Raw genomic sequence first — 22,622 nt, 5'->3', positions numbered from 1 at the left:
ACTCAGCACGCGGCCGAACACCACGGACCGCGACCGACCATCACGCGCGCCACGCGGTGCGTGACCGGAGCCGTCTCTCGGACCGCGGCCGGAGCCGTCTCTCGGACCGCGGCCGGAGCCGGATCTCGGGCCGCGACCGAGGCAGTCGCGCGGTCCGTCGGCCGTCGCGCCGGCGGACCCCGGCGTCAGCGCTCGCCCGCGAACTCCCTCGGCGGGGCGATGGCCTGGGCGTCCGCCCCCTCCCCCACCCACAGTCCGATCAGCAGCGCCGCCGTCGCCTCCAGCAGACCGGCCCTGGCCGTCCCGCCCGCGTCCAGCGGCTCGCACCCCAGGTCCCGCACGAGCCGGCGGACGACGTCGAGCGCCTGCGCGTCGTCGCCGCACAGTGGGACCGCGAGCGGACGTCCGGAGAACACCGGCGGTGTCAGCCGCCAGACGTCCTCGTGGCAGAGGTTGAACGCCTTGACCACGTGGGCCCCGGGCGCGGCGGCGGCGACGCGTTCCGCGGCCGACGGTCCGCCCGCGGTCCGCAGGACGAATCCCGGCCCCACCGGATTGACGCAGTCGATCAGCACCCTGCCGCGCAGCGGTTCTTCGAGGCCCGCGACGACCTCGGTGACGGCCGCGTACGGCAGTGCGAGCAGCACCGCGTCGGTGCCGAACTCGGCCGCCTCGCGCAGATCTCCGGCGCGCCCGCCGATCCGCCGGGCCAGCCGGGCCGCCCGGCCCGGATCCCGCGCGCCCACGCACACGTCGTGCCCGGCGTGCGCCCACTGCGTGGCGAGCGCGTCCGCCATGTTCCCCGCGCCGAGCGTCCCGATCCTCATCCGCCTCGTGTCCCTTCCGTCGTCGCACCACCGCATCCGTGCGCGGCCGTCGCCGTGCCGGCCTCCGCGCGGTCGCCGGATCCGTGGCTCGAGGACGACAGTAGGAAGCCGCTCGGGCACCATTCGGTAAGTGACCACCGACGCGTTCCTCGCCGACTGCCGGGCCCGGCTCGCCTTCGACCTGCTGGGCAACACCTGGAACTGCGTGGTGCTGTGGGCACTGCGGCACGGGCCGCGGCGCCCGGGGGAGCTGCGCGCCGCGATCGGCGGGATCAGCGCGAAAGTGCTGACGCAGACGCTGCGCAGGCTGGAGTTCAACGGCCTGGTGACCCGGTGCGCGTACGGCGGGTCGCCGCCCAGGGTGGAGTACCGCCTCACGCGGCTGGGACGGACGCTGCTCGACCCGATCGAGGCGTTCGGGGCCTGGGCCCACGTCCACGGCGACGAGGTGATGGCCGCGCAGGAGCGGGCCGAGGGGGCAGGGGGGTGACGGTACGGGGGTTCCGAGGGACGGGCCGGACGTGAGGGCGGGCACGAACGGCCGCTGGAGGAAGGGGTCTTGCGGGCGGGGCTCGGCGCGGCCCTTAGGGGCGACCCTCGGGCGGGCGCCAGGGACCGCCCCCTCCCTGGTGAGGATCCGGCGGGCAGCAGGCGGCCGGAGGATGAACGGCATCGACCTCGACCGTCCCACCGCCCGCAGGAGTGCCCGATGCCCCACCGCCGTACCGCAGTTGTCGTCGCCGCCGCTGTCTGTCTCGGCCTCGCCGCCGGACCGCTGAGCGCGCCCGCGTTCGCCTCCCCCACCGCCCGGGGCCCCGTGGCGAACGCGCAGCGGACGGGCGGACCCGACGCCGGGGCGCTGCGTGCCGCGCTGGCCGGCCTCCCGGACGGGGACGCGACCGCCGCGCTCGTGCGCGTCGGTGGCACCGACGGCGCGTGGCGCGGCAGCGCGGGCGTGCACGATCTGCGGAGCGGGCGGGCGGCCGACCCGGACGGCCGGTTCCGGGCAGGGTCCACCACGAAGGTCGTCACCGCGGCGGTCGTCCTCCAGCTGGCGGCCGAGGACAGGGTGGACCTGGACGCGCCGGTGCAGCGCTATCTCCCCGGGCTGCTGACGTCCGCCTTCGAGCCCGTCTCCGTACGCCAGTTGCTGAACCACACGAGCGGCATCCAGGCGGGCGACGGCTTCGGCGACTCCTTCGAGGACGTGTACGCGCACCGCTTCGACACGCTCACGCCGCGACAGGTCGTGGCCTCGGCGGTGGCCAAGGGGCCGGAGTTCCGGCCGGGGAGCCGGCAGGACTACCTGAACATCAACTACACCGTCCTCGGCATGCTGATCGAGAAGGTGACCGGCCACTCGTACGCGCACGAGGCGGACCGCCGGATCCTGCGGCCCGCCGGGATGCGCCACACGTACTTCCCCGGCACGGATCCCCGTATCCACGGGCCGCACAACCACGGGTACCAGGCCGTGCGGAAGGCGGACGGCACGACGGAGTTCGTCGATGTCACCGACTGGAACCAGGCGGACCGGTGGGCGGCCGGCGACATGGTCTCGACGACCGCCGACCTGGAACGGCTGATCACCCATCTCTTCCGCGGAGACCTCGTCCCTGGACCGCAGCTGGAGGAGATGTTCACCGTGCCGGCGGGCATCGAGGGCGCCGACATGAGCGCGGGGCTCCAGCGCTTCGAGTACGGCGGCACGGTCTACTGGCTCAAGTCGGGTGCCCGGTACGGCTACAGCACGGCCGTCGCGGCCACCAGGGACCTGTCGCGCACCCTCGTCTACTCGGTGAACTCCACCGACGCGAAAGGCGAGTCCATGAACCCGGTGGCCCAGCGGATCGCGATGGCCGCGCTCAGGCAGCCGGAGCCGGAGGGACGTGCGGACCGGGAGCCGGCGAAGGGGCGGGGTTCGCGGTGAGCGCCTCCAGCCGCTTGATCCTCTTGCGGACGATGTGGAGCGGGATCACTCCGAGGACACCGAAGGACATGTCGATCACGCTCCACCAGAAGGGAATTCCGCGGATCGGTCCGCAGATCAGGGCGAGGGGGACGATGCCGGCGCAGGCGATCATGCCGAACTCGACGACCCAGATGTTGCGGACCGGGTCACGGTAGGGCCCCCAGAACGCGGTGGCGATCACCAGGTGGGCGAAGGCCAGCCAGTCCGTGCCGTACAGCAGGAACGGGTAGTCGGAGTCGGCGGCGTCCAGCCCCTGCCGCACCCGTTCGATCCAGTCCGTCAGTGCGGGCAGGTGCTCCGGCACGGACAGGGACCTCAACAGATCCTCCGTCCAGCGCAGTTCGTGCACCAGGGGGAAGGCCGTGGCGCCGCTGAGCACCAGGCAGACGACAAAGAAGACCAGCCATGCGCGGATGCCCTTGAGGAGGGCGGCTCTGTCGCTCATGGCAGCAGCGTACGCCCACTCTTGAACGTGTTCAAAACTGCCCCCGGCCGAGCGACGGGCCGGCCGCGCCGGGAACGACGAAGGCCCGGACCGTCATGGTCCGGGCCTCGCGTGCTGCAGCCGAAGTCCTAGGCGCCGCTCGCCTTGAGCATGTCCTCACGCTCGACGATCTTCACGCGGTCGCGGCCCTGCGGCTCACCCAGCGCCTTCTCCGCGGCGTCGAGCCGGTACCAGCCGTCCCACGTGGTGAAGCGCACCTCCCGCTCCGCGAGGAACGCGTCCACGGCCTCCGGCTCCGGCGACACCGGGGTCTGCAGCCGGCCGTTCGCGTGGTCGTCCAGCAGGCTGGCGACCGTCTCGTTGGCGTCACCCTTGGTGTGACCGATCAGACCCACCGGGCCGCGCCGGATCCAGCCGGTGACGTACGTCGACCGGAGGTGCTCCCCGCTGTCCTCGATCACGCGGCCGGCCTCGTCGGGGACCGTGCCCGAGTCGACGTCCCAGGGCAGCTTGGGCAGGCTGTCGGACAGGTAACCGACGGCGCGGTAGACGGCGGTGACGTCCCAGTCCTTGAACTCCCCGGTGCCCTTCACGTTGCCGGTGCCGTCGAGGGCGGTGCGCTCGGTGCGCAGTCCGGCGACCTTGCCGTCCTCCCCGAGGATCTCGGAGGGCGACTCGAAGAAGTGCAGGAACAGCTTGTGCGGGCGGTCCCCGGTGTCGCGGATGGCCCAGTTCTCCAGGGTCTTGGCGACCATGTCGGCCTGCTTGTTGCCGCGCCGGGTGGCGATGGAGCCCTCGTCGTAGTCGATGTCCTCGGGGTCGACGATGACCTCGATGTTCGGCGAGTGGTCGAGCTCCCGCAGCTCCATCGGGCTGAACTTCGCCTGGGCGGGGCCGCGACGGCCGAAGACGTGGACCTCCAGGGCCTGGTTGGCCTTGAGTCCCTCGTACACGTTCGGCGGGATCTCGGTCGGCAGCAGCTCGTCCGCGGTCTTGGCCAGCACGCGTGCCACGTCGAGCGCCACGTTGCCGACGCCGAGGACGGCGACCTTGCGCGCGTCGAGCGGCCAGGTCCGCGGCACGTCCGGGTGTCCGTCGTACCAGGAGACGAAGTCCGCCGCTCCGTACGAGCCGTCGAGGTCGATGCCGGGTATGTCGAGCGCCCGGTCGGCGGTGGCGCCCGTGGAGAAGATCACCGCGTCGTAGAACGCGCGCAGGTCGTCCAGGTTGAGGTCCCGCGGGTAGTCGACGTTGCCGAAGAGCCTGATCTGCGGCTTGTCGAGCACCTGGTGCAGGGCCGTCACGATGCCCTTGATGCGGGGGTGGTCGGGCGCGACGCCGTAACGGATCAGACCGAACGGGGCCGGCATCCGCTCGAAGAGGTCGATGGACACTCCGGGCTCGGCGGCCACTGCGGATTTCAGCAGCGCGTCGGCGGCGTAGATCCCGGCCGGGCCGGCTCCGACAATGGCTACCCGCAGAGGGCGAGGCATGATCAGGTTCCCTTCGAGCAGGGGCAGGCGGACTCGACGGGAAGCCTAAGCTAAGGCAAGCCTAAGTCAGTAGTCGGGTCCGGGCTATGACCCCATAAGGCGGCCTTATGGGGCGAGGACCCCACTCCACGACGGCCTCCCGACCCCGGCGGGCCCGTGCCGCGCACGGCCTGTCCGACCCTTCCCACCCTGCCCGGCGACGCCCCGCACGCGAGCTCGCCGCACCGGACGCGGCCCCGAGTACAGCACCCGGCACACCGGGCGTGCGCACCGGACGCCCGGTGTGCCGTCCGTCCCGCGACGCCAGGCATGGTGCCGGGCCACCCCTCCGGGCGACGCCGGGCACTGTTCCGGCAGGCCCTAGGATGAAGCCGATGAAGAGCCGCGAGCAGGCCCCCGCTCCCCGGCCGCCCGTGCGGCGGTGGCGGGCGCTGCTCGTCCTAGGCCTGCTCGCCGGGCTGCTGGGCATGCACGCCCTCGCCCCCGGCGGCGGTGTCCCGGAGCACCGTCACGCCCGGCCCATGGCGGCCACCGCCACCCCGCACGACGACTGCCCCGACGGCCACTGCGGCGGAAGCCACGTCCGGCACGCCGACTCGACCTGCGCGTCGGGGGCCGTCGGCGGCGGACCGGTGCTGCCCGCGCTCGCGCCCGACCCGACGGCCGTCCCCGCCCGCGCCGACGCGGCGTGCCCGTCGACGGCCGATGCGCCCGACGGCGCACGCGCGCCCCCCTCACTCGCCGAACTCCAACTCCTGCGGATCTAGAGGCACCCGGCACCGCGCCGACACCGGCGCGGCGCTCACGCACGCCCGGATCAGTACGTCACCTTCCCTTTGCAGGAGTTCACGCATGTCCGACAAGTCGACCCGCGCACGCCGCGCCGCTCTCGTCGCGGTCACCGCGACCGCCGCGCTCGTCCTCACCGCCTGCGGCGGCGACGGCGGCCACTCAGGTCACTCCGCGGCCTCCCCGTCCACGAGCGCCGACCCGTCCGCCGGCCCCCACAACGCGCAGGACGTCTCCTTCGCGCAGGGCATGATCCCGCACCACCGGCAGGCAGTGGAGATGGCGGCGCTCGCCTCCCACCGGGCCGCCTCCGCCGAGGTCAAGGACCTCGCCGCGCGTATCGAGAAGGCCCAGGACCCGGAGATCGCGACCATGACCGGCTGGCTGAGGTCCTGGGGCGCGAAGGTGCCGGCCGCGGATTCCGCGGCCTCCATGCCCGGCATGGACCACTCCGGCCACTCCGGCATGTCCGGAATGATGTCCACCAAGGACATGGACGCGCTGAAGGCCGCCTCCGGCGAGGAGTTCGACACCATGTTCCTGACCATGATGGTCGAGCACCACAAGGGCGCCGTCGAGATGGCCGGCACCGAGAAGGCCAAGGGCAGGTCGGGGTCTGCCACGTCGATGGCCGACGACATCATCACGGCCCAGAACGCCGAGATCACCGAGATGAACAAGCTGCTCGGCCAGGGCTGACGCCACGGCGGGGGGCCGGTGCAGGCTCCGGCCCCCCGCCGGACCCGGGCGCTCCGGATCCACCACCGGCGCCCGGCACGCTGCCCTGGTCCACGGGCGGCGCCCGGCGCCCTTCGCGTACGCGTCTGCCGTGTCCGATGGGGCGGCAGGGAACCGCGAGGTCTCGCATGTTCACGGTTCGACCATGTTTTGGGCAACGTGCGCCGATATCGCTGTGCGACGGCGGGATACGGGCGACACTGAGCGGCGGAGGGGGGACGGGCGCGACGAGAACTCTGCGGACGCGCCATCCCGACGTGTCGCGCCGCCTTGGGGAAGGCGGCGCGGGGACCAGCGGGGGGATGCATGACGCAGTCGCTTCCTGAGCAACGCCCTGCCCGGGAGCGGGCGTTCGCGGGGAGTGGACCGCCTCCGGTCGTCGTGATCGGGGCCGGCCCGTACGGGTTGTCGGTGGCGGCACACCTGCGGGCCACCGGCGTAGCGGTGCTCGTCTTCGGTGAGACGCTGGGCAGTTGGCGGCACGCCATGGCCACCGGAATGTTCCTGAAGTCGACACCGGACGCCGTCGATCTGTCCGCCCCGGTACCCGGTGCCCGGCTGGCGGACTTCCGCCGCGCACACGGCGAACCGGAACTGACCGAACTCACGCCGATCCCGTGCGACGTCTTCGTGCGCTACGGGCAATGGTTCCAGAAGCACCACGTCGGCGAGGTGGACCCCGCCCGGGTGGTGAGCGTCGACCGGGCCACGACGGACTCCGGGTTCACGGTCCGGCTGGACGACGGCCGGGAACTCACCGCCGCGGCCGTGGTCGTGGCCACCGGCCTGAACGGACTCGCCCATGTTCCCGCGGAGTTGATGCACCTGTGCCCCGACGGAGCGGGGCGCGGGGCTCTCGTGTCGCACACGAGCCATCACACCGACCTGTCGCCGTACGCCGGCCGGCGCGTCGCCGTGATCGGCGGCGGCCAGTCGGCGCTGGAGAGCGCCGCGCTGCTGCACGAGGCCGGCGCCGAGGTGCAGGTACTGGTCCGCGAGGACCACGTGCTGTGGGGCAGGACGCCGGGCCCGGCCCGCGCCCGGTGGCGGCGGATGGCCCGGCCCTATTCACCGCTGGGCACGGGCTGGATCCTGGCCGCGGTGTGCAGGGCTCCGGGCGCGGTGCGGCGGCTGCCCGCCGCGGTCCGGATGCTGCTGTTCCGGCGGGCGCTCGGGCCGTCGGGCGGCTGGTGGCTGCGGGACCGCGTGGAGGGCGTCTTCCGGGTACGCACCTCGTGCCGTGTCACCCGGGCCGAGGCCGCCCGGTCCGGGGTGCGCCTGGAGGTCGCCGGGCCACGCGGTGCGTCCGAGGCCCTCACCGTCGACCATGTGCTCGCGGCCACGGGCTACCGGCTCGACCTGGACGCGGTGCCCTTCCTGTCCCCCACGGTGCGCGGCGCCCTGGCGTGCGTCCCGGGGTCGAAGGCACCTCGTCTGAAGGCGGGCTTCGAATCCTCCGTCCCCGGCCTGTACTTCGCCGGCTCGCTCGCCGCCCCGACGTACGGGCCGATGATGCGGTTCGTGGCCGGTACGGAGTACGTCGCCACACGCATCGCCACGCACGCCGCCCGGCGGGTCACCGCGCCCTGACCGCGGCCCGGTTGCCGCCGGGGGCTACCGCCGGGGGCCGCTCTCGGGTGTGCTCGCCCCGCTCCGGACCGCCGACGGCGCGACGGTCGGCGTCGCCGAGGCGGCGGGGGTGGGCACGACCCGGCCGTCCGGGGTACGGGACTCCTCGGTCTGTCGGCTCCGGGTGGGACGGGACGTGACCGATCCGGTGGGCCGCGAGGGGACGGGCGACGCGGACGGAGTGGGGGTCGGCGACGGGGCGGGAGGCGCCGTACGGCCGTCGGCGGGCGGAGGTGCAAGGGGGACCGTCGGGGAGGCGGGGGCCGAGGGCGCCGCCAGGTGGAGGGGCAGCGCGACGAGGGCGGCGACGGCGCAGGACACGCCGAGCCCGGCCGCGGCCCGCAGCAGCCTGCGGCGGGCCGCGGCACGGCGGACCGCCTCGTAACGGCCGGCGGGCGGTCCGAGGAATTCGGAGGACGGTCGCAGGATGACCGCTAGGGGGTCGTCGGGTCCGGACTCCGGGCCGTCGTCAAAGCGTGTGGTCAAGGCTTCTCCTCAGGTGGACACGGAGCAGTTCCCGGGCCGCGTGGAGATCGGCCTTGACGGTTCCTTCCTTGCGCCCGGTCAGTTCGGACACCTCCCGGATCGGCATGTCAGCGTAGTAGTGCAGCAGGATCGGGACGCGCAGTCGTTCGGGCAGCGACTGCACCAGCAGCCGCACCGACGGATCGGCCTGTTCGGTGTGGGGGCGGACGGCCGCCTCGGTGGTGGCACGGCGTACGGCCCTGCGTTCGCGCTCCAGCTTGCGCCAGTGGTCCCGGACGAGATTGGCCGCGGTCACGTAGAGGAAACCGCGCGGCTCCTCGACGGACGTCCAGCGGGCCCACAGCCGGGTGAACGCCTCCGAGGCGATCTCGTGGGCCGTCTCGTCGTCGTCGACGAGACGGCGGCACCAGCCGGCGAGGCGCGGGTAGAGGGCGGCGAACAGTTCGGACGCTGCCTTGTCGCGGGACCGTTTCAACGCTCTCCATGGTCGTGATGGCACTCGTACGGCACTCGTGAGGGAGGATGCCGGGCCGACGGCGTACGTTCCGCCGGCCCGGCACGGCTGCCGTCGGGTCAGGGGGTGGTGGAGCTCAGCGCGGCGAAGACGATGACGTTGTCGAGGTATCCGTCGCCGGTCCGGGCACCGCCGCAGGTGATCAGGCGCAGCTCCGGGCGGTCCACGTCCCCGTACACGTCGTCCGCGGGGAAGTCCGCCTTGGCGACGGTCCGTACGGCGCTGACGGCGAACTCCGCCGCCGTGCCGTTCTCCAGGCGCGCCACGATGCGGTCGCCCCGGCGCAGCCGTGCCAGACGGCGGAAGACCCCGTCGCCGTAGGCCCCGACCGTGACGTGGCCGAGGATGACCGACGGGCCGGTCTGACCGGGTGTCGGGGAGTGCCGGTACCAGCCCGCCCGGTCGTGCGCCGTGACAGGGGGCACCTGCACGGTGCCGTCCGCCGCCAGGCCGAGCCGCATGACCGGGGTGTCGACCCCGATGGCCGGGATCCGCAGCCGGACCGGGGCCGAACGCGCGAGGGCGTGCGGGGCCGTGGAGGAGGCCCGCGACGGCGCCGGGCTCCGGGTCCGACGCGGGGCCGCCGTCCCGTGGGCCGGTCGGCCGCCGCAGCCCGCGAGCAGCGCGGCCGCCGTCGCCGTACCGAAGGCGCGCCTGGAGAGCGGGGTCATGCCCCGGTCGCCCGGCGGCGGCGTACGACGAAGACCGCCCCGCCGCCCGCGACGAGTGCCGCGGCGGCGGCTCCGCCGACCAGCCCGCCCCCGGAACCGGATCCCGAGGTCTCGGCGGCCGTCACGCCGGTGTCGGGCGCACCCGACGGCCTGACGGAGACCTGCCCCGGGGACGGTGCGCGGGTGGGCGCCGGGCTCGACGCGCGCGTGGGCACCGGGCTGGGCGCGCGGGTGGGCTCGGCGCTGGGCACCGGGGACGGCTCGCTGCTCGCCCGGGTGGGGGCCGCGCTCGGGCTCGGGGACGCACCGTCGGCGAACGCGGGCACGGTGCCCGCCAGTACGGCGGTGCACGCGAGTGCCGCGGCGCTGAGGACAGTTCGGCGCATGGGATCGCTCTCTCTCGTCGGTCCGCCCGGCCGGTGCCGGGCGGGGTCACGGATCGAGCGGAGAGACGAGGCGGCACCGGGGCAGGTTGTAAAGAACGGGCAAAGTCGCCGGCCGTCCGATTCCCGGGGAGGGCAGGGAGGGGGCCGGCGCCGACCCGGGACCTGGCAGCCCGGGACCCCCGCACGGGTAACCGACACGCACGTCGTCACCGGGGACCCCGGGCCGTCGTCGAGGCGCGGGCGTCCGAGGTCGGCGGTGCCGCCCGGGGCCGGGGAAGCCCGGCGGCGGTGACCGCGTCGCGGCGCGTCCGGCTCGACGTGCCCTCGCGGTTCCCCAGAATTCCCGGACATCACAGTACATTTCCAGCTACCGCTGAGAGAGGTCACCGGCAGACGGGGGCAGAGGATGAGCACGGACGACCGCGCCGCGGTGACGACCGGGATCGCGCGACTGCACGCCTCGCCCGGACTCGCCGGACCCGGCCGCATCGGGCTCGTGACCAACCACACCGGCGTCCTGCCCGACCTGCGTCCGGCCGCGCCCGCACTGCTCGACGCCGGCATGCGGCTGGTCGCCCTGTTCGGTCCCGAGCACGGACTGCACGGAACCGGCCAGGCGGGCGAGAGCGAGTCCGCGTGGGCCGACCCCGCCACCGGACTGCCGGTCCACGACACCTACCGGTGCGACGGCGAGCGCCTGGACGAACTGCTGCTCGACAGCGGCGTGGACGCCCTGGTGTACGACCTCCAGGACATCGGGGCGAGGTTCTACACCTATGTGTGGACCATGTTCGACCTGCTGGTCTCGGCGGCTCGCACGGGCGTGCGGTTCGTCGTCGCGGACCGGCCGAACCCCCTCGGTGGACTCGTCAGCGAGGGCCCGCTGCTCGACCCCGGATGGGCCAGCTTCGTCGGGCGTGCCCCGATGCCGGTCCGGCACGGCCTCACCTGCGGTGAGGTCGCCCGCCTCTTGAACGCCTCGATCGTCCCCCAAGTGGCGGGCACCGAAGCCGACTTGACGGTCGTCGAGGCGGCCGGCTGGCGGCGCGCCGCGGACGCGGAGGCCACCGGTCTGCCCTGGGTGGCGCCCTCGCCGAACATCCCTACGCCCGCGACCGCCACCGTCTACCCCGGCACCTGCCTGTTCGAGGGGACGAATCTCTCGGAGGGCCGGGGCACCACGCAGCCCTTCGAGATCGTCGGGGCCCCGTACATCGACGCGCGGTTCGCGCCCGCGCTCGCCGAACTCGCCCTGCCCGGAGTGCACTTCCGTGATCTGCGGTACGTACCGACCTTCCACAAACACGCCGGACGGCCGCTGCGCGGGGTCCAGCTCCACCTCACCGACCGCGAGGCGTTCGCCCCCGTACGCACCGCCGTCGCGATGCTCGCCACGCTGCGGCGGCTGTACCCCGACGACTTCGCCTGGCGCAGCGCGGACCGCGGCGCGGAGGGGACCGGCCACCGTCACTTCGTCGACCTGCTGTGGGGGTCCGACCGACTGCGCCGCACCGTCGACGCGGGCGACGACCCGCTGCCGCTGTGCGATCCGCCGGGGCCGCCCGGCCGGTGGGCCGGGGACGACGTGCTGCTCTACGCCTGAGACCCCCCGCCCGGGCGGCGCCGCCCGGCTCTCCCTCGCGGACCGCGTGCCGAGCGCCGTGGCACGGAGCGCCCCGCACCGGACCGAAGCAGGGCTGCGGTCGACGCCCGACGCCGTCCGCGACCCGCGTATGGAAGGACACCCCCGTCGATGACCGACCGCACGACGACATCCACGACGACCTCACGGACCGGGACGCGTGGCTTCCGCGCCGGTGACGGCCCGCAGTTGGTGGAGGCGTGGCGCCGCAGCGCGCCGGCCGACGCGATCACCCCGGACCGCTTCCGCTCCCTGGTGCTGCTCGACGCCAACTTCGATCCGGAGGGCCTGCGGGTCGCCGTCGACGGCGACCGCATCGTGGGCGCGGCCTACGCGGTGCGCCGTCTGACGCCGATGGCCGGCACCGATCTGGAGCCGGGCCACGGCTGGATCCCGTTCTTCTTCGTCGACCCGGCCGCCCGCGGACGCGGCCTCGGCCGCCGCCTGCTGACCGACGCCCTGGACTGGCTGCACCGGCACGGCCGCACCCGGGTGGACTTCTCCTCGTACACACCGAACTACGTACTCCCCGGCCTGGACGCCGAGGCGTACCCGGAAGCGGCCGGGCTCCTCGAATCCCTCGGATTCCGCACGCTGTACGAGGCGGCGGCGATGCACCGCGGTCTGGTCGGCTATCGCATCCCGGAGGACGTCGCCCGCCGCCGGGACGAACTGACCGCGTCCGGATACCGGTTCGCCACACCGCGCGACGACGACCTGGTGGACCTGTTCGCGCTCGCCGGGACCCACTTCGGCCCGGACTGGGCATGCACGATCCGGGAATCCCTGGCCGCGGGCACGCCGCTGGACCGGATCGTCGTCGCCCGGGACCCTTCGGACCGGCTGGTCGGCTGGGCGATGCACGGCACCTTCGACAAGGTGGACGAGCGGTTCGGCCCGTTCGGCGTGCTGGAGGACCTGCGCGGCACCGGCCTCGGCAAGGTCCTGCTCCACCTGGTCCTGGAGCGGATGCGGGCGCGCCGTGCGCACTCCGCGTGGTTCCTGTGGACCGGCGAGCAGTCCCCCGCAGGCCACCTGTACCGCAGGACCGGCTTCACCACGACCAGGGTGTTCCGTGTGATGCGCCGTGAGGCCGCCGGATGACGCCGTCGCGCCGCACCGGTGGCCTGAGCCGGCGTCACTTCGCGCTCGCGCTCCCCTCGGCGCTGCTCGTCGCCGGATGCGCCGGACCGCACCAGGGCACCGGGCGGCCCGGTGATCCGATCGTCCTCACCCTGCTCTCGCACTACGCGAGCGGGGAGGCGGAGGAAGCCCTGCGGGGTCCGGTCGACGAGTGGAACGCGCTGCACGACCGGGTCAAGGTGCGGACGAAGGCCGTCGAGTTCACGGACCTGCTGACCACGTTCATGGTCCGGCAGGCCGCGGGCCAGGGCGCCGACATCCTGCACCCGTACTGCCTGTGGAACGGCCAGCTCGTCCGGGCCGGCGTCCTGCGGCCCGCGCCGCCCGAGCACGCTGAGGAGATCAGGCGCGGCTACGGCCGGGCCGCGGTCGGCTCCTCGTCGGTGGGCGGCACGGTCTACGGCTACCCCACCGAGGTCCAGACGTACGCCCTGTACTACAACAAGCGGCTGCTGCGCGAGGCCGGCGTCGATCACCCTCCGCGCACCTGGCCGGAGCTGGAGGAGACGGCCTACCGCACCGCGAAGCGGGACGGGTACGGCAACACGCTGGTCCAGGGGTTCGGGCTGTCGACCTACGACGACTCCACCACCGTCGGCCAGACGCTCGCCCTGCTCAACGCCGCCGGCGGAGCGTTCGTCGCCGCGGACGGCAGGAGCACCGCCATCGACTCGCCGGCCGGCCGGGCCGTGTTCGACCTGGAGCACCGCCTCGTGACCAAGGGCGCGAGCGCCCCCGGTGTCAACGTCTACAAGGCGTTCCAGTCCGGGCAGGTGGCCATGGTCATCAGTGCCGGGTGGTGGACCGGGAGCCTGAAGGCCCAGATGGGCGAGGGCTACCGTGACGTCGGCGTCGCGCCGCTGCCCGTACCCGCGGTGGACGACACGCGCGCCACGCTCTCCACCGGCTTCATGCTCGGTGTCAACGCGGCCAGTGAACACCCGCGCGAGGCCTGGGAGTTCCTGCGCTGGCTCAACACCGAGAAGGTGGGCGTGAAGGGCGCGGGCGAGGGCGCGACGGCGACCCGGATGAGCGCCCTCCAGGTGTCGGTGGGCTCCCTGACGGGCCGCGCCGACGACATGCGGACGCTCCTCGGCAAGGGCGGCGATCCCAATCTGCGCCCGTTCCTCGACGCGCTGGGATACGCGGTGCCGGAGCCGAACGTACCGGGCGCACAGCAGGCCAAGTCGCTGCTGCGCAAGAACATCGAGGCGCTGTGGACCGGTCAGCGGTCGGTCGACGAGGCACTGCGCACCACCCGCCGCCAGGTCGATCAGGAGGTGTCACGCTCATGGTGAACACCCTGGCGCCCGAGACCACGGAGCGGGCCCGCGGTGTGCGGTCCGCCCGGCCCCCCGTGGAGGACCGCAGGCGGACCGGGGCCCGGGCCCGGCGCCGTCAGGTGGCCGTCGCCTATCTCTTCCTGGCGCCGACGCTGCTGTTCTTCGCCGTCTTCCTGATCCTGCCGCTCGGTTTCGCGCTGCTGCTGTCGATGTCCCGCTGGGCCGGGTTCGAGCTCGGCGACATCGATCCGGTCGGCCTGGACAACTTCACCGGCCTGTTCGCGGAAGGGTCGACGTTCCTGACGCCGATCCTCACCAACACCCTGCTGTTCGCCCTGGGTACCGTGGCGCTCGCGCTCGCCGGATCGGTGCTCGTGGCCACCTCCATCGACAAGCTCCGGTTCCAGGGCCTGTGGCGCACCCTGTACTTCCTGCCGATCGTCACGACCGTCGTCGCCGTCGGCAACGTGTGGAAGTACATGTACGAGCCGGGAGGCCTGGTCAACGGCGTCCTGAACGCCCTCGGGCTCGGCTCGGTGGCGTTCCTCCAGGACCCGGACACCGCGCTGCCCTCGGTCGTCGTCGTACAGGCCTGGGCGTCGCTCGGCTCGGCGATCCTCGTCCTGACCGCCGGGCTGAAGTCCATTCCGGAGTCGTACTACGAGGCCGCCGCGCTCGACGGCGCCGGGCCCGTCACCGTCTTCTGGAGGATCACCCTGCCGCTGCTGCGGCCGTCCCTGCTGTTCGTGTGCATCACCCAATTCCTCACCGGCCTGCAGTCGTTCGCGCTGATCATCGTGATGACCAAGGGCGGGCCGGGGGACGCGACCAACGTGGCCGCGCTGGAGATGTACCGGCAGGCCTTCAGTTACGGCGACTGGGGCGCCGCGAGCGCCGCCGCCTTCGTGCTGTTCGTGGTGGTCCTCGTGGTCACCCTGGTGCAGCTGTGGATCTTCCGGCGCAAAGGGGAGGACGCATGATCCGCCGCCGTTTCCCGTGGCTGTCGTATCTGGTGGTGGTGACCGGTGCCGTGCTCACGGTGGTGCCGTTCCTCGACATGGTGATGACGTCCTTCAAGGGGCCCGGCGAGGCGGGCACGCTGCCGTACCGGTTCCTGCCCGAGGCGTTCGACCTGTCCAACTACCGGGCGGCGGTCGACCAGCTCGATCTGCCGGTGCTCTTCCGCAACAGCGTCGTCGCGACCGCCCTGATCACCGGTTCGGTGCTGCTCACGTCGTCCCTGGCCGGCTACGCGCTCGCCAAACTCCGCTTCCCCGGACGGAACTTCATCTTCCGCCTGGTGCTGTCGACCATGATGTTCCCGCCGTTCCTCTTCTTCATCCCGCACTTCCTGATCCTGGTGCACTGGCCGCTGGCGGGCGGCAACGACCTGTTCGGCCGCGGCGGTGCGGGCCTGACCGTCAGCATCGCGGCGCTGGCCATGCCGTTCCTCGTCAACGGCTTCGGGATCTTCCTGACGCGCCAGTTCATGCTCTCGATCCCGGACGAGGTCCTGGAGGCCGCACGCATCGACGGGGCCGGCGAGTTCGCCGTGTGGTGGCGGATCGTGGTGCCGCAGACCAAGCCGGTCGTGGTGACGCTCGGACTGCTGACCTTCGTCGACGCCTGGAACGAGTACATCTGGGCGCTGCTCGTGTCGACGGCCAACCCGGACGTGATGACCCTGCCCGTCGGCATCCAGCTCCTTCAGGACCACGTCGACCCGACCCGCACGATGCCCATCGTCATGGCCGGCCTCGTGCTGAGCGTCCTGCCGGTCCTGATCCTCTTCCTGCTGCTGCAGAAGCACTACATCCGCGGCGTCATGCTCAGCGGCCTCAAGTAGGGGGGGCGCGCCGGCGGGCGCGAAGCGCGGACTGTGTTCGACGGGCCGGTGTGACCGGGATCGGTAGTTCGCATTACGCAACGTTCGTGACCTGGGCTGATGCCAACTAGGTTTCCGCAACTGAGGTACGAAATCGGAAAGATAGTTGGCACTTTGGTACAGCCCAGGTCACAAGGAGTGTCACCGCAGCTGGGCATGGAATGCACCCCCGGTCGAGGTGCGCGCGGGCGGCCGCTGGCACGACGGCGGACTACGGGCTCACTTCAACGGTCCGGACGGTCGGTCCGTCGCCTCGGTGCAACCACGGCTCTGCGAACCTGACTGACAGGCCCTCATCTCCTTCAGTCGGTACTACGTCTGGGATCCGGCAACCATCAGATTCCGTCACGCTGACCAGAGCTAGCGGCCTAGCGCACGGGGCGCCGCTCTATCAGACGCTGATGGCAGCGGCCGTTACGGACGTACGGCACGCCCCTGCTGCGCGTCGATGGGCCAGCGAACGGGACACCGGCCACCGTTCGCTCTACCCCCACTCATGGGTGCGTATGGACTCCACTGCCGGGTTGCCACCCCATCGCGCCCCGGGCGGAACCTCTTCGCCCTTCATCAGGAAGGTGTCCGCGTCAAGTTGCGCTTGATCGCCCACGACCGTGCCGTAGTGGACGAAGGCTCCGACGCCGAGGGTCACGCCACGGCCGAGCGTGGCGTAGTCGGACTTGAAGGCGCCGTCTTCCTGGGAGTGCGACTGGATGACACTCGCAGCGTTGAGGGTGCAGTCGTCTCCGATGGACACGAGGGTGCGTTCGACAAGCGTGCAGCCGTCGTCGAAGACCCGGCGACCGACCTTCGCGCCGAGCAGCCGCCAGACCATGGCCTTGAACGGGGTGCCGTTGAACGCCTCCATGTAGCGATGCGACGTCAGCTTCCAGAAGCGTTCGTGCGACCAGAAGGCGTGGTCGTAGATCGAGCAGTACAGGGGCTTCAGTGGGCGGAAGCCGGTGACGGCCCGTTCGATCAGGGTGAAGAACATGACGGTGAACGCCACGCTGACCAGGCTCGCCAGGGACAGCGCCGTGATCCCGTAGACGTGGTAGAGGTCGACGGCGGCCACGGCGATCAGGGCGAGCACGATGAAGTGGAGCCATCGCACCAGCAGATGAAGGCTCGCGGTGAGCGCGTTGTGGCGGTTCTTGGCCGCAAGGCGCCGTCGTAGTTCGTCGCCTACGGCCATGTCGTCGAACTGGGTGTCGCGCATGACGGTGCGCGGGATCTCGAAGCTGGGCGAGCCCAGCAGTCCCACGCCTTCCCGTACGGGCCCGTCGATGGGGACCATCACCTTGGTTGCGAGCAGGCAGTTGTCGCCTGTGCGCCCGCCCGAGGGGTAGGCGATGTTGTTTCCCAGGAAGTTGTCCGGCCCGATCGAGGCCCTGGACAACCGGAAGGACGTGCTGGAGAACTCGGCGTTGATGATCGACAGTCCGTCAGCCACCATCGTTCCGCTGCCGACCTTGCTCAGGTACGGGGTGTCGTGCTTGACCATCGTGCCGAAGTTCGACCCGGTCTGCTGGACGTCGTGGAGGTCGTAGCCCAGGCGACGCAGGTAGTGCACGATGGCGGAGCTGTCCCCGAACAGGGTCATGAAGAACCTGATGTTGGTCAGTCGCAGGATCGCTCGCTGGACGCCGTAGTGGAAGCCGTACAGCGGGTAGACCCTGTCCGGCTTGATCGCCAGGTTGAGCAGGCGGGGCAGAGTGCCCACCAGGAGCAGACCCACCAGCACGGCACCGATGAAGGCCGCCAAAGAAGCCAGCAGCGCGGCAAGGATGAACGTGGGGTTCGTGTGGGCCGATGCCTCTGGGCCCAGCACCGCCTTCAGTTGCGGTAGGGCGGAGAGGACGATGCTGACGCCGGCCAACGACATCGGCAGATACACCAGCACCATCGCTGCCAACTGCCCCAGACTGTAGGTGATCTGACGCAGCGTGCTGCACGCAACGGGCGGGACACCACCGAAGTCGCGCGCTGTCGGCTCGGCGGGTGAGCCGTGCCAGGACTCACCGGCCGGAACGCTCTGGCCTCGCTGCAAGGACGAGGCATGGCCGAGTTGGGCGCCGTCACCCATCGATGTGTCGATGTCGAGCACCGTCTGCTCGCTGACGATCACCTGCGCGCCGAGGGTGACAGACCCCGTCTCGATCCAGCCGTCGTGCGCTCGGTAGCAGGACAGCTGAACGTCCTTGCGAATGAGCGCGCCGTCACCGATGGAGAGCAGGTCGGTGCAGACCGGAACAGTACGGGAAAGGATGACCACGCCCTTCCCGATGCGTGCGCCCAAGGCTCTCAGGTACAGCCCATAGAGCGGTGAACCGGCGAGCAGCCGGGCCGGGCTGGTACGGATGAGGGCCTTCACGCACCAGAAGCGCAGGTAGGCAAGGCCCCACACTCGCACCCTACGGTGGGTGAAGCGGCCGACGAGCACCCACTTGGCGACGACGGGAAGGCCACACAGGCCGAGGAAGACCACCGCACTGAACGACACCGCGCGCAGGTAGAGGTCGACGGTCCTGGAGCCCTCCATGACCCACTCGTAGCCCTCGACTGCGACCAGGCCACCGACGGACGAGAAGACCAGGAAGAAGAGCAGCTGCGCCACCCCGCACAGCACGTACGGGAGCGTGCCGGGCGGCGGCTCATCAGAGTCTCCGGCCGGCGCATCGACGACCTGTGCCGTACCGGGCAGCGGTGTTCCTGACGGCTCCTGACCGGGGACCGGGGACGGCTCGCTGACCGCGAACTCGGCCGCCAGAATCTCGGTCGTCGGGTATCGGTAGATGTCTCTCATCGACACCGTCGGCAGGTCCTCCCGCTTGCGCAGGCGCGCGCAGAACTGCGCCATCACCAGCGAGTCGGCACCCAGGTCGTCGAAGAAGTGACTGTCGACCGACACCCGGTCCACCCGTAGAACAGCTGCCAGCACTTGAGCCAGCCGCACGTCCAGGGCGTGTGACTCACCGTTCGCCGCCGGTATCTCGACTGCGCCGGCCTCATCGGGCGAGGGCACGCCGACCGGAATAGCTGTCGCGAGGCCCTGGATTGTCGGGTGCCGGTAGATGTCCTTCATCGACACCGTCGGCAGGTCCTCCCGCTTGCGTACGCGCGCGCAGAACTGCGCCATCACCAGTGAGTCGGCACCCAGGTCGTCGAAGAAGTGACTGTCGACGGACACTCGGTCCACCCGTAGGACGGCGGCCAGTACCTCGGCCAGCAGATGCTCGGCACGGGTTGTTCCCGTTGCCGTTTCCATCGCGCGCTCGGTCGTCGTTGTCGCGGCTGCGACGCTCTCGCCGCTGTGCGGACTCATGACCGCTCCCCGAGGACACAGAGGCCAGAGCCGTTCCGTGTGGCCGGCGTCCGGCGCCCGAGCAGGTCGGTGCCCTGCCGTCCGAAGTGTTCATGATCCGGTGCGGTGCTGGCGTCGTCAGGGCCGGAGTACTGGTCGAGAGACAAGCAGTTGCTGTGCTCGACGATTGCGGCGCCGGGCCTCACATCGCCCCGCGCGCGGGCCATGGCGAACCTGGACAGGGCGGACCGGTCCTTGATGCCGTCGAGAGGGAGAGCTTCGAGCTCGGCCCAGGGGTCCCGCCCGTCCGGTGTGAGGGGGGTGGCGAGCGAGCCGGCCGGTATGTTGCCGGCGGCCTCCGTGAATGAGCGGGCGAAGCCCCGAGAGGGCATGCCAAAGGAAGGCTGGTGCATGATCACGTGCTTTCTGGTGCAGGAAGAACGCCATAGGACAGCGACTCACCCGAACCCGTGGCTCCGACAGGGAGGCAGACGGGAAGGCAGGGGTGAGGGACCCCTTGGGAGTCCAGAGGCGTTCTTCTAAATGCGCCAGAGGCACAGACGGGCCTGGGGAGCAGCGCTACCTGGTGGAGGCCGCGGATCGCGCACACGGCCCATCGGATGTAGCAAGGCGGGGACGACTACGGCAGTTGTCGCGGAATCGGCTGAGATCAGCCGTGGAGCACCTGTCCAGGGAGGGGAACTCGACCCCATCACGAAGTGGTCGCCCGGCTGATGCGGCGCATGCTCCGCAGGTTCGTCACAGGGCTCAACCCTGGGCTCAACCGCTGGCGAGTCGTGCGGCGCACGATGAGCGTGCAGGGGCGAACCAGCGACTGCGTGGTGCTCAGGCGACAGGTCCTCGTGGAGCGCCTGATGAACGTGCAGGGGCGAACCGGCAACCGCACAGTAGAACAGTGCGAGCATTGCTGTAGTCAGCGCTCGCAACGGTGCGTACCGGGCCGTATACACAAGGTCAACGATAGGGTTCGGTAGTCCACGATCGCCGCTTGCGTACCGCCATTTGAGGTACTGGCCCGCTGACAGCGTCAGACGGCGGTCATGGGATCGTCTCCTCGATCAGGTGATCAGGCGAGCCGGTGCGGTGGCGGCGTGCATCAGGAACTCCAGCGGTCCGCGCCGGAATCGTTGCGTCCAGGCCAGCGCAAGCAGCATGGTCACCACGATGAAGCCAAGGAGCACCGGCAGAGCGGCAGAATCGGGAAGGTCGTCGACGCCCAGCGCCCAGATCGCGACGATGTGGCCGACGTAGGCGGTCAGGGCTATGGAGCCGACAGCCGCGAGGGGGGCAGTCAGTCGGCGAACGAGCGCAGACCGGTCCGTGGCGGTGAAGCAGAGGGCCAGGACGACGAGGGCGACGCCGGTGTTGCCGACAATGGAGCAGGTCGTCTGGCTATGCGGCGCCGCCACCAATAGCCAGTACGGAGTGAACTCGGTGGGATCGCCCACGGAGTCGGACCACCAGGCCGACGCAGCCGAACCACCGTCGGTCGCCGCCGCCACGGCGGACTGGGCGCCCGGTACCAAGTGCAGCGCCAGCCAGGACCCGCCGTAGCCGAGTACGGCCAGCGCGCCCCCTGTGACGGCGACCTTGCCGAGAACTCGCTGAGAGGTGAGGTCGAGCCTGGCCACAGCCATACCTGTGACGATGAACGGCAACCAGGTCAGGACGGGGTACTCACCTGTCACGAACAGCTCGACGAACCCGTCAGAGCCCGTGACCCACGCAAGCGGATCACGAGCGATCACGGCGTCCGACCAGTCACCGCCCTCTATCGCGACCTGCAGCAAGTACAGGACCGGCGGCATGACCAGGGCAGTCGCTGCGGCGATGACAGCAAGTACACCTGCCTGAAGCCGGTACAGCGGGAGAGCGAAGACGAAGAGCAGTCCGTAGGCAGCGAGGATCACGTCGACCGGGGTGTCCAGGGCCGTCAGGGCGAACCCCAGCCCGATCAGAACCGCGGAGCGAATCGCCACACGGCCCATGGCCTGCCGCCCGCTGCGGCCGGTCTTCGGTTCCGGCCTCCCAGTGAGGATGACGAGGGAGAAGCCGGCGAGCAGAGCGAACAGGGTGGCGGAGCGGCCGCGAGCCACTTCCAGCAGCCAGCCCTGAGCGCCGCCCATGGTCGGCTCGGGACCGACATGGACGGCGAACATGCCGAAGATCGCCAGACCGCGAGCCACGTCGAGGCCGACGAGTCGACCTGCGGAGAACGTCAGGCGCGAGGAGTAATTGCCCGTCCCCGACATACGCGCCTCCTCAGGCCGGCGTCATGCATCCGCAGTCGCCCATACGTACTACCGGGACAACTGCGTCTGGAATTACCCCGCCACCCGTCCCTGACCGGGCCAGACGCCGGGTCACTCATTTCCGGCCCGGACCCGCCACGCATCCTGGCGCTTCCGCACCTTGATCAACCGAGCTGCCGCCACCACATCGCCGATGGCCGGGCCCCGTCAGCGAAGGACGCAGGCTGGGCCTGCCAGGACGTATGGTGCCCGAGTCGCCTTCGAGATGACGCGTGACGGGTGCCGGATTAGTCTTTATGGGTGAATTGCCGCGATGTACGGCATACCGTCCGACGAGGTTCCGTCACCGCGGGAATCCGGTCACAGCGGTCACCCGCGCAACCTGGCGTAGGGGGCCCTGGAGGCGTTGGCGGCAGGGCCATGCCCCTTAAGAATGCCGCGGTACGCCCATAGACCGCGCCGCACCTTCTTCCTTGTTCTGCGGCGGCGGCCATCCACCTCGCGTCGGTCCCTCTGGGAGCCGCGAGAGACGATGGAGAGGCGTTTTTCCATGCGATCACAACGCGCCAGGCGCGTCTTCGTGATGTCGGCCGCCGGTCTGCTGATGGCCGGAGGTGCCGCGATCGGCACGGCGGGCACCGCTTCGGCGAGCTCGAACCACAACTCCAGCTACAGCAGTTCCTGGAACCACAACCACAACGGTTGGAACGGCCACTGCGGATGCGGATACGGCCACGGCCACGGCCACGGCCACGGCGGCTATGACAACGGCTACGGCGGCGGCGGTCACGGCGGCGGCTATGGCGGCTACGGCGGCGGCTATGGCGGCGGTCACGGCGGCGGCTATGGCGGCGACCACGGCGGCGGCTACGGCGGTGGGGGCGGTCACGGCGGCGGTGGCGGCGGCCACGGCGGCGGCGGCCACGGCGGCGGCGGTGGCGGCCACGGCGGCGGCGGTGGCGGCCACGGCGGCGGCGGTGGCGGCCACGGCGGCGGCGGTGGCGGCCACGGCGGCGGCGGTGGCGGCCACGGCGGCGGCGGTGGCGGCCACGGCGGCGGCGGTGGCGGCCACGGCGGCGGCGGTGGCCACTGATCCCAACCGAACATCGAGGGCGGGTACCGGCCCCGGAAAGGGGCCGACGCAC

At 71.5% G+C, this 22,622-nt stretch carries 20 protein-coding genes; 11 read left to right on the top strand and 9 right to left on the bottom strand.

Annotation, left to right across the window (positions count from 1 at the left end; all coding sequences use genetic code 11):
• Positions 1-185: 185 nt before the first annotated feature.
• Positions 186-827, bottom strand: coding sequence for an NADPH-dependent F420 reductase (locus tag BKI49_RS27570; RefSeq protein WP_095936962.1), 642 nt, complete (start codon positions 825-827; stop codon positions 186-188).
• A gap of 130 nt (positions 828-957) precedes the next feature.
• Between BKI49_RS27570 and BKI49_RS27565 the strand changes: the two genes are divergently transcribed.
• Both BKI49_RS27565 and BKI49_RS27560 read left to right on the top strand, forming a co-directional pair.
• On the top strand, positions 958-1,317 hold the full coding sequence (locus BKI49_RS27565) for a winged helix-turn-helix transcriptional regulator (RefSeq protein WP_095936961.1): 360 nt from the start codon (positions 958-960) through the stop codon (positions 1,315-1,317).
• Between the two features lie 219 nt (positions 1,318-1,536).
• Positions 1,537-2,757, top strand: coding sequence for a serine hydrolase domain-containing protein (locus BKI49_RS27560; RefSeq protein WP_095936960.1), 1,221 nt, complete (start codon positions 1,537-1,539; stop codon positions 2,755-2,757).
• Here the strand turns inward: BKI49_RS27560 and BKI49_RS27555 are convergent.
• Entirely contained in the window at positions 2,693-3,244 is a 552-nt protein-coding gene (locus tag BKI49_RS27555) for a hypothetical protein (protein ID WP_095936959.1), read from the bottom strand. The genes BKI49_RS27560 and BKI49_RS27555 overlap by 65 nt on opposite strands.
• Positions 3,245-3,372: 128 nt before the next feature.
• The gene (locus BKI49_RS27550; RefSeq protein WP_095936958.1) at positions 3,373-4,737 is read right to left on the bottom strand and encodes an FAD-dependent oxidoreductase; all 1,365 of its coding nucleotides are present in this window, start codon (positions 4,735-4,737) and stop codon (positions 3,373-3,375) included.
• Between the two features lie 374 nt (positions 4,738-5,111).
• Between BKI49_RS27550 and BKI49_RS27545 the strand changes: the two genes are divergently transcribed.
• The 3 genes from BKI49_RS27545 to BKI49_RS27535 all read left to right on the top strand — a co-directional run bounded on the left by BKI49_RS27545 (position 5,112) and on the right by BKI49_RS27535 (position 7,854).
• Positions 5,112-5,504, top strand: coding sequence for a DUF6153 family protein (locus tag BKI49_RS27545; RefSeq protein ID WP_095936957.1), 393 nt, complete (start codon positions 5,112-5,114; stop codon positions 5,502-5,504).
• 85 nt (positions 5,505-5,589) lie between these two features.
• A complete protein-coding gene (locus BKI49_RS27540) occupies positions 5,590-6,225 on the top strand; it encodes a DUF305 domain-containing protein (protein ID WP_095936956.1) in 636 nt (211 codons plus the stop codon).
• A gap of 345 nt (positions 6,226-6,570) precedes the next feature.
• Positions 6,571-7,854, top strand: coding sequence for an FAD-dependent oxidoreductase (locus tag BKI49_RS27535; protein WP_095936955.1), 1,284 nt, complete (start codon positions 6,571-6,573; stop codon positions 7,852-7,854).
• Positions 7,855-7,878: 24 nt separating this feature from the next.
• Here BKI49_RS27535 and BKI49_RS27530 read toward each other — a convergent pair whose 3' ends face one another.
• The 4 genes from BKI49_RS27530 to BKI49_RS27515 all read right to left on the bottom strand — a co-directional run bounded on the left by BKI49_RS27530 (position 7,879) and on the right by BKI49_RS27515 (position 9,950).
• Complete coding sequence (locus tag BKI49_RS27530) at positions 7,879-8,379, bottom strand: hypothetical protein (protein ID WP_095936954.1); 501 nt, start codon at positions 8,377-8,379, stop codon at positions 7,879-7,881.
• Positions 8,363-8,854, bottom strand: a complete 492-nt coding sequence (locus BKI49_RS27525; RefSeq protein ID WP_028802489.1) for an RNA polymerase sigma factor — start codon at positions 8,852-8,854, stop codon at positions 8,363-8,365. The genes BKI49_RS27530 and BKI49_RS27525 overlap by 17 nt, the downstream gene beginning before the upstream one ends.
• A gap of 98 nt (positions 8,855-8,952) precedes the next feature.
• On the bottom strand, positions 8,953-9,564 hold the full coding sequence (locus tag BKI49_RS27520) for a class F sortase (protein WP_095936953.1): 612 nt from the start codon (positions 9,562-9,564) through the stop codon (positions 8,953-8,955).
• The gene (locus tag BKI49_RS27515) at positions 9,561-9,950 is read right to left on the bottom strand and encodes a Tat pathway signal sequence domain protein (protein ID WP_095936952.1); all 390 of its coding nucleotides are present in this window, start codon (positions 9,948-9,950) and stop codon (positions 9,561-9,563) included. The genes BKI49_RS27520 and BKI49_RS27515 overlap by 4 nt, the downstream gene beginning before the upstream one ends.
• A gap of 406 nt (positions 9,951-10,356) precedes the next feature.
• On the opposite strand from BKI49_RS27515, the gene BKI49_RS27510 reads away from it, so the two are divergent.
• The 5 genes from BKI49_RS27510 to BKI49_RS27490 all read left to right on the top strand — a co-directional run bounded on the left by BKI49_RS27510 (position 10,357) and on the right by BKI49_RS27490 (position 15,864).
• Positions 10,357-11,553 (top strand): exo-beta-N-acetylmuramidase NamZ family protein, encoded by a 1,197-nt coding sequence (locus BKI49_RS27510; RefSeq protein ID WP_095936951.1) that lies wholly within the window; start codon positions 10,357-10,359, stop codon positions 11,551-11,553.
• A 150-nt stretch (positions 11,554-11,703) separates the two neighbouring features.
• The gene (locus BKI49_RS27505; RefSeq protein ID WP_179332598.1) at positions 11,704-12,696 is read left to right on the top strand and encodes a GNAT family N-acetyltransferase; all 993 of its coding nucleotides are present in this window, start codon (positions 11,704-11,706) and stop codon (positions 12,694-12,696) included.
• Positions 12,693-14,033 carry an ABC transporter substrate-binding protein gene (locus BKI49_RS27500; protein WP_179332597.1) on the top strand — a complete coding sequence of 447 codons (1,341 nt, stop codon included), beginning with the start codon at positions 12,693-12,695 and terminating at the stop codon, positions 14,031-14,033. The genes BKI49_RS27505 and BKI49_RS27500 overlap by 4 nt, the downstream gene beginning before the upstream one ends.
• A complete protein-coding gene (locus tag BKI49_RS27495) occupies positions 14,027-14,998 on the top strand; it encodes a carbohydrate ABC transporter permease (RefSeq protein ID WP_095936950.1) in 972 nt (323 codons plus the stop codon). Before BKI49_RS27500 ends, BKI49_RS27495 begins: the two co-directional genes overlap by 7 nt.
• Positions 14,995-15,864 (top strand): carbohydrate ABC transporter permease, encoded by an 870-nt coding sequence (locus BKI49_RS27490; protein WP_095936949.1) that lies wholly within the window; start codon positions 14,995-14,997, stop codon positions 15,862-15,864. Before BKI49_RS27495 ends, BKI49_RS27490 begins: the two co-directional genes overlap by 4 nt.
• 523 nt (positions 15,865-16,387) lie before the next feature.
• Here the strand turns inward: BKI49_RS27490 and BKI49_RS27485 are convergent.
• Both BKI49_RS27485 and BKI49_RS27475 read right to left on the bottom strand, forming a co-directional pair.
• Entirely contained in the window at positions 16,388-19,168 is a 2,781-nt protein-coding gene (locus tag BKI49_RS27485; protein WP_107469436.1) for a Pls/PosA family non-ribosomal peptide synthetase, read from the bottom strand.
• Between the two features lie 1,115 nt (positions 19,169-20,283).
• On the bottom strand, positions 20,284-21,477 hold the full coding sequence (locus tag BKI49_RS27475; protein ID WP_095936946.1) for a DUF418 domain-containing protein: 1,194 nt from the start codon (positions 21,475-21,477) through the stop codon (positions 20,284-20,286).
• A gap of 550 nt (positions 21,478-22,027) precedes the next feature.
• Here BKI49_RS27475 and BKI49_RS35425 point away from each other — a divergent pair.
• Positions 22,028-22,570 carry a hypothetical protein gene (locus BKI49_RS35425; RefSeq protein WP_179332596.1) on the top strand — a complete coding sequence of 181 codons (543 nt, stop codon included), beginning with the start codon at positions 22,028-22,030 and terminating at the stop codon, positions 22,568-22,570.
• Positions 22,571-22,622: the final 52 nt, after the last annotated feature.

It is taken from the genome of Streptomyces sp. Tue6028, from assembly GCF_002300165.1.
GTDB classification, from domain to species: Bacteria; Actinomycetota; Actinomycetes; order Streptomycetales; family Streptomycetaceae; genus Streptomyces; species Streptomyces siamensis.
The sequence above is the reverse complement of the archived record's forward strand: the minus strand, read 5'-3'. Positions and strand labels throughout refer to the sequence as shown.

What these genes read in the sequence shown, in the direction of transcription:
- BKI49_RS27505 (WP_179332598.1), top strand. Translation starts at nt 11,704, where the DNA reads ATGACCGACCGCACGACGACATCCACGACGACCTCACGGACCGGGACG.
- BKI49_RS27540 (WP_095936956.1), top strand. Translation starts at nt 5,590, where the DNA reads ATGTCCGACAAGTCGACCCGCGCACGCCGCGCCGCTCTCGTCGCGGTC.
- BKI49_RS27550 (WP_095936958.1), bottom strand. Translation starts at nt 4,737, where the DNA reads ATGCCTCGCCCTCTGCGGGTAGCCATTGTCGGAGCCGGCCCGGCCGGG.
- BKI49_RS27500 (WP_179332597.1), top strand. Translation starts at nt 12,693, where the DNA reads ATGACGCCGTCGCGCCGCACCGGTGGCCTGAGCCGGCGTCACTTCGCG.
- BKI49_RS27570 (WP_095936962.1), bottom strand. Translation starts at nt 827, where the DNA reads ATGAGGATCGGGACGCTCGGCGCGGGGAACATGGCGGACGCGCTCGCC.
- BKI49_RS27520 (WP_095936953.1), bottom strand. Translation starts at nt 9,564, where the DNA reads ATGACCCCGCTCTCCAGGCGCGCCTTCGGTACGGCGACGGCGGCCGCG.
- BKI49_RS27495 (WP_095936950.1), top strand. Translation starts at nt 14,027, where the DNA reads ATGGTGAACACCCTGGCGCCCGAGACCACGGAGCGGGCCCGCGGTGTG.
- BKI49_RS27475 (WP_095936946.1), bottom strand. Translation starts at nt 21,477, where the DNA reads ATGTCGGGGACGGGCAATTACTCCTCGCGCCTGACGTTCTCCGCAGGT.
- BKI49_RS27560 (WP_095936960.1), top strand. Translation starts at nt 1,537, where the DNA reads ATGCCCCACCGCCGTACCGCAGTTGTCGTCGCCGCCGCTGTCTGTCTC.
- BKI49_RS27510 (WP_095936951.1), top strand. Translation starts at nt 10,357, where the DNA reads ATGAGCACGGACGACCGCGCCGCGGTGACGACCGGGATCGCGCGACTG.
- BKI49_RS27545 (WP_095936957.1), top strand. Translation starts at nt 5,112, where the DNA reads ATGAAGAGCCGCGAGCAGGCCCCCGCTCCCCGGCCGCCCGTGCGGCGG.
- BKI49_RS27535 (WP_095936955.1), top strand. Translation starts at nt 6,571, where the DNA reads ATGACGCAGTCGCTTCCTGAGCAACGCCCTGCCCGGGAGCGGGCGTTC.
- BKI49_RS27490 (WP_095936949.1), top strand. Translation starts at nt 14,995, where the DNA reads ATGATCCGCCGCCGTTTCCCGTGGCTGTCGTATCTGGTGGTGGTGACC.
- BKI49_RS27515 (WP_095936952.1), bottom strand. Translation starts at nt 9,950, where the DNA reads ATGCGCCGAACTGTCCTCAGCGCCGCGGCACTCGCGTGCACCGCCGTA.
- BKI49_RS27555 (WP_095936959.1), bottom strand. Translation starts at nt 3,244, where the DNA reads ATGAGCGACAGAGCCGCCCTCCTCAAGGGCATCCGCGCATGGCTGGTC.
- BKI49_RS35425 (WP_179332596.1), top strand. Translation starts at nt 22,028, where the DNA reads ATGCGATCACAACGCGCCAGGCGCGTCTTCGTGATGTCGGCCGCCGGT.
- BKI49_RS27485 (WP_107469436.1), bottom strand. Translation starts at nt 19,168, where the DNA reads ATGGAAACGGCAACGGGAACAACCCGTGCCGAGCATCTGCTGGCCGAG.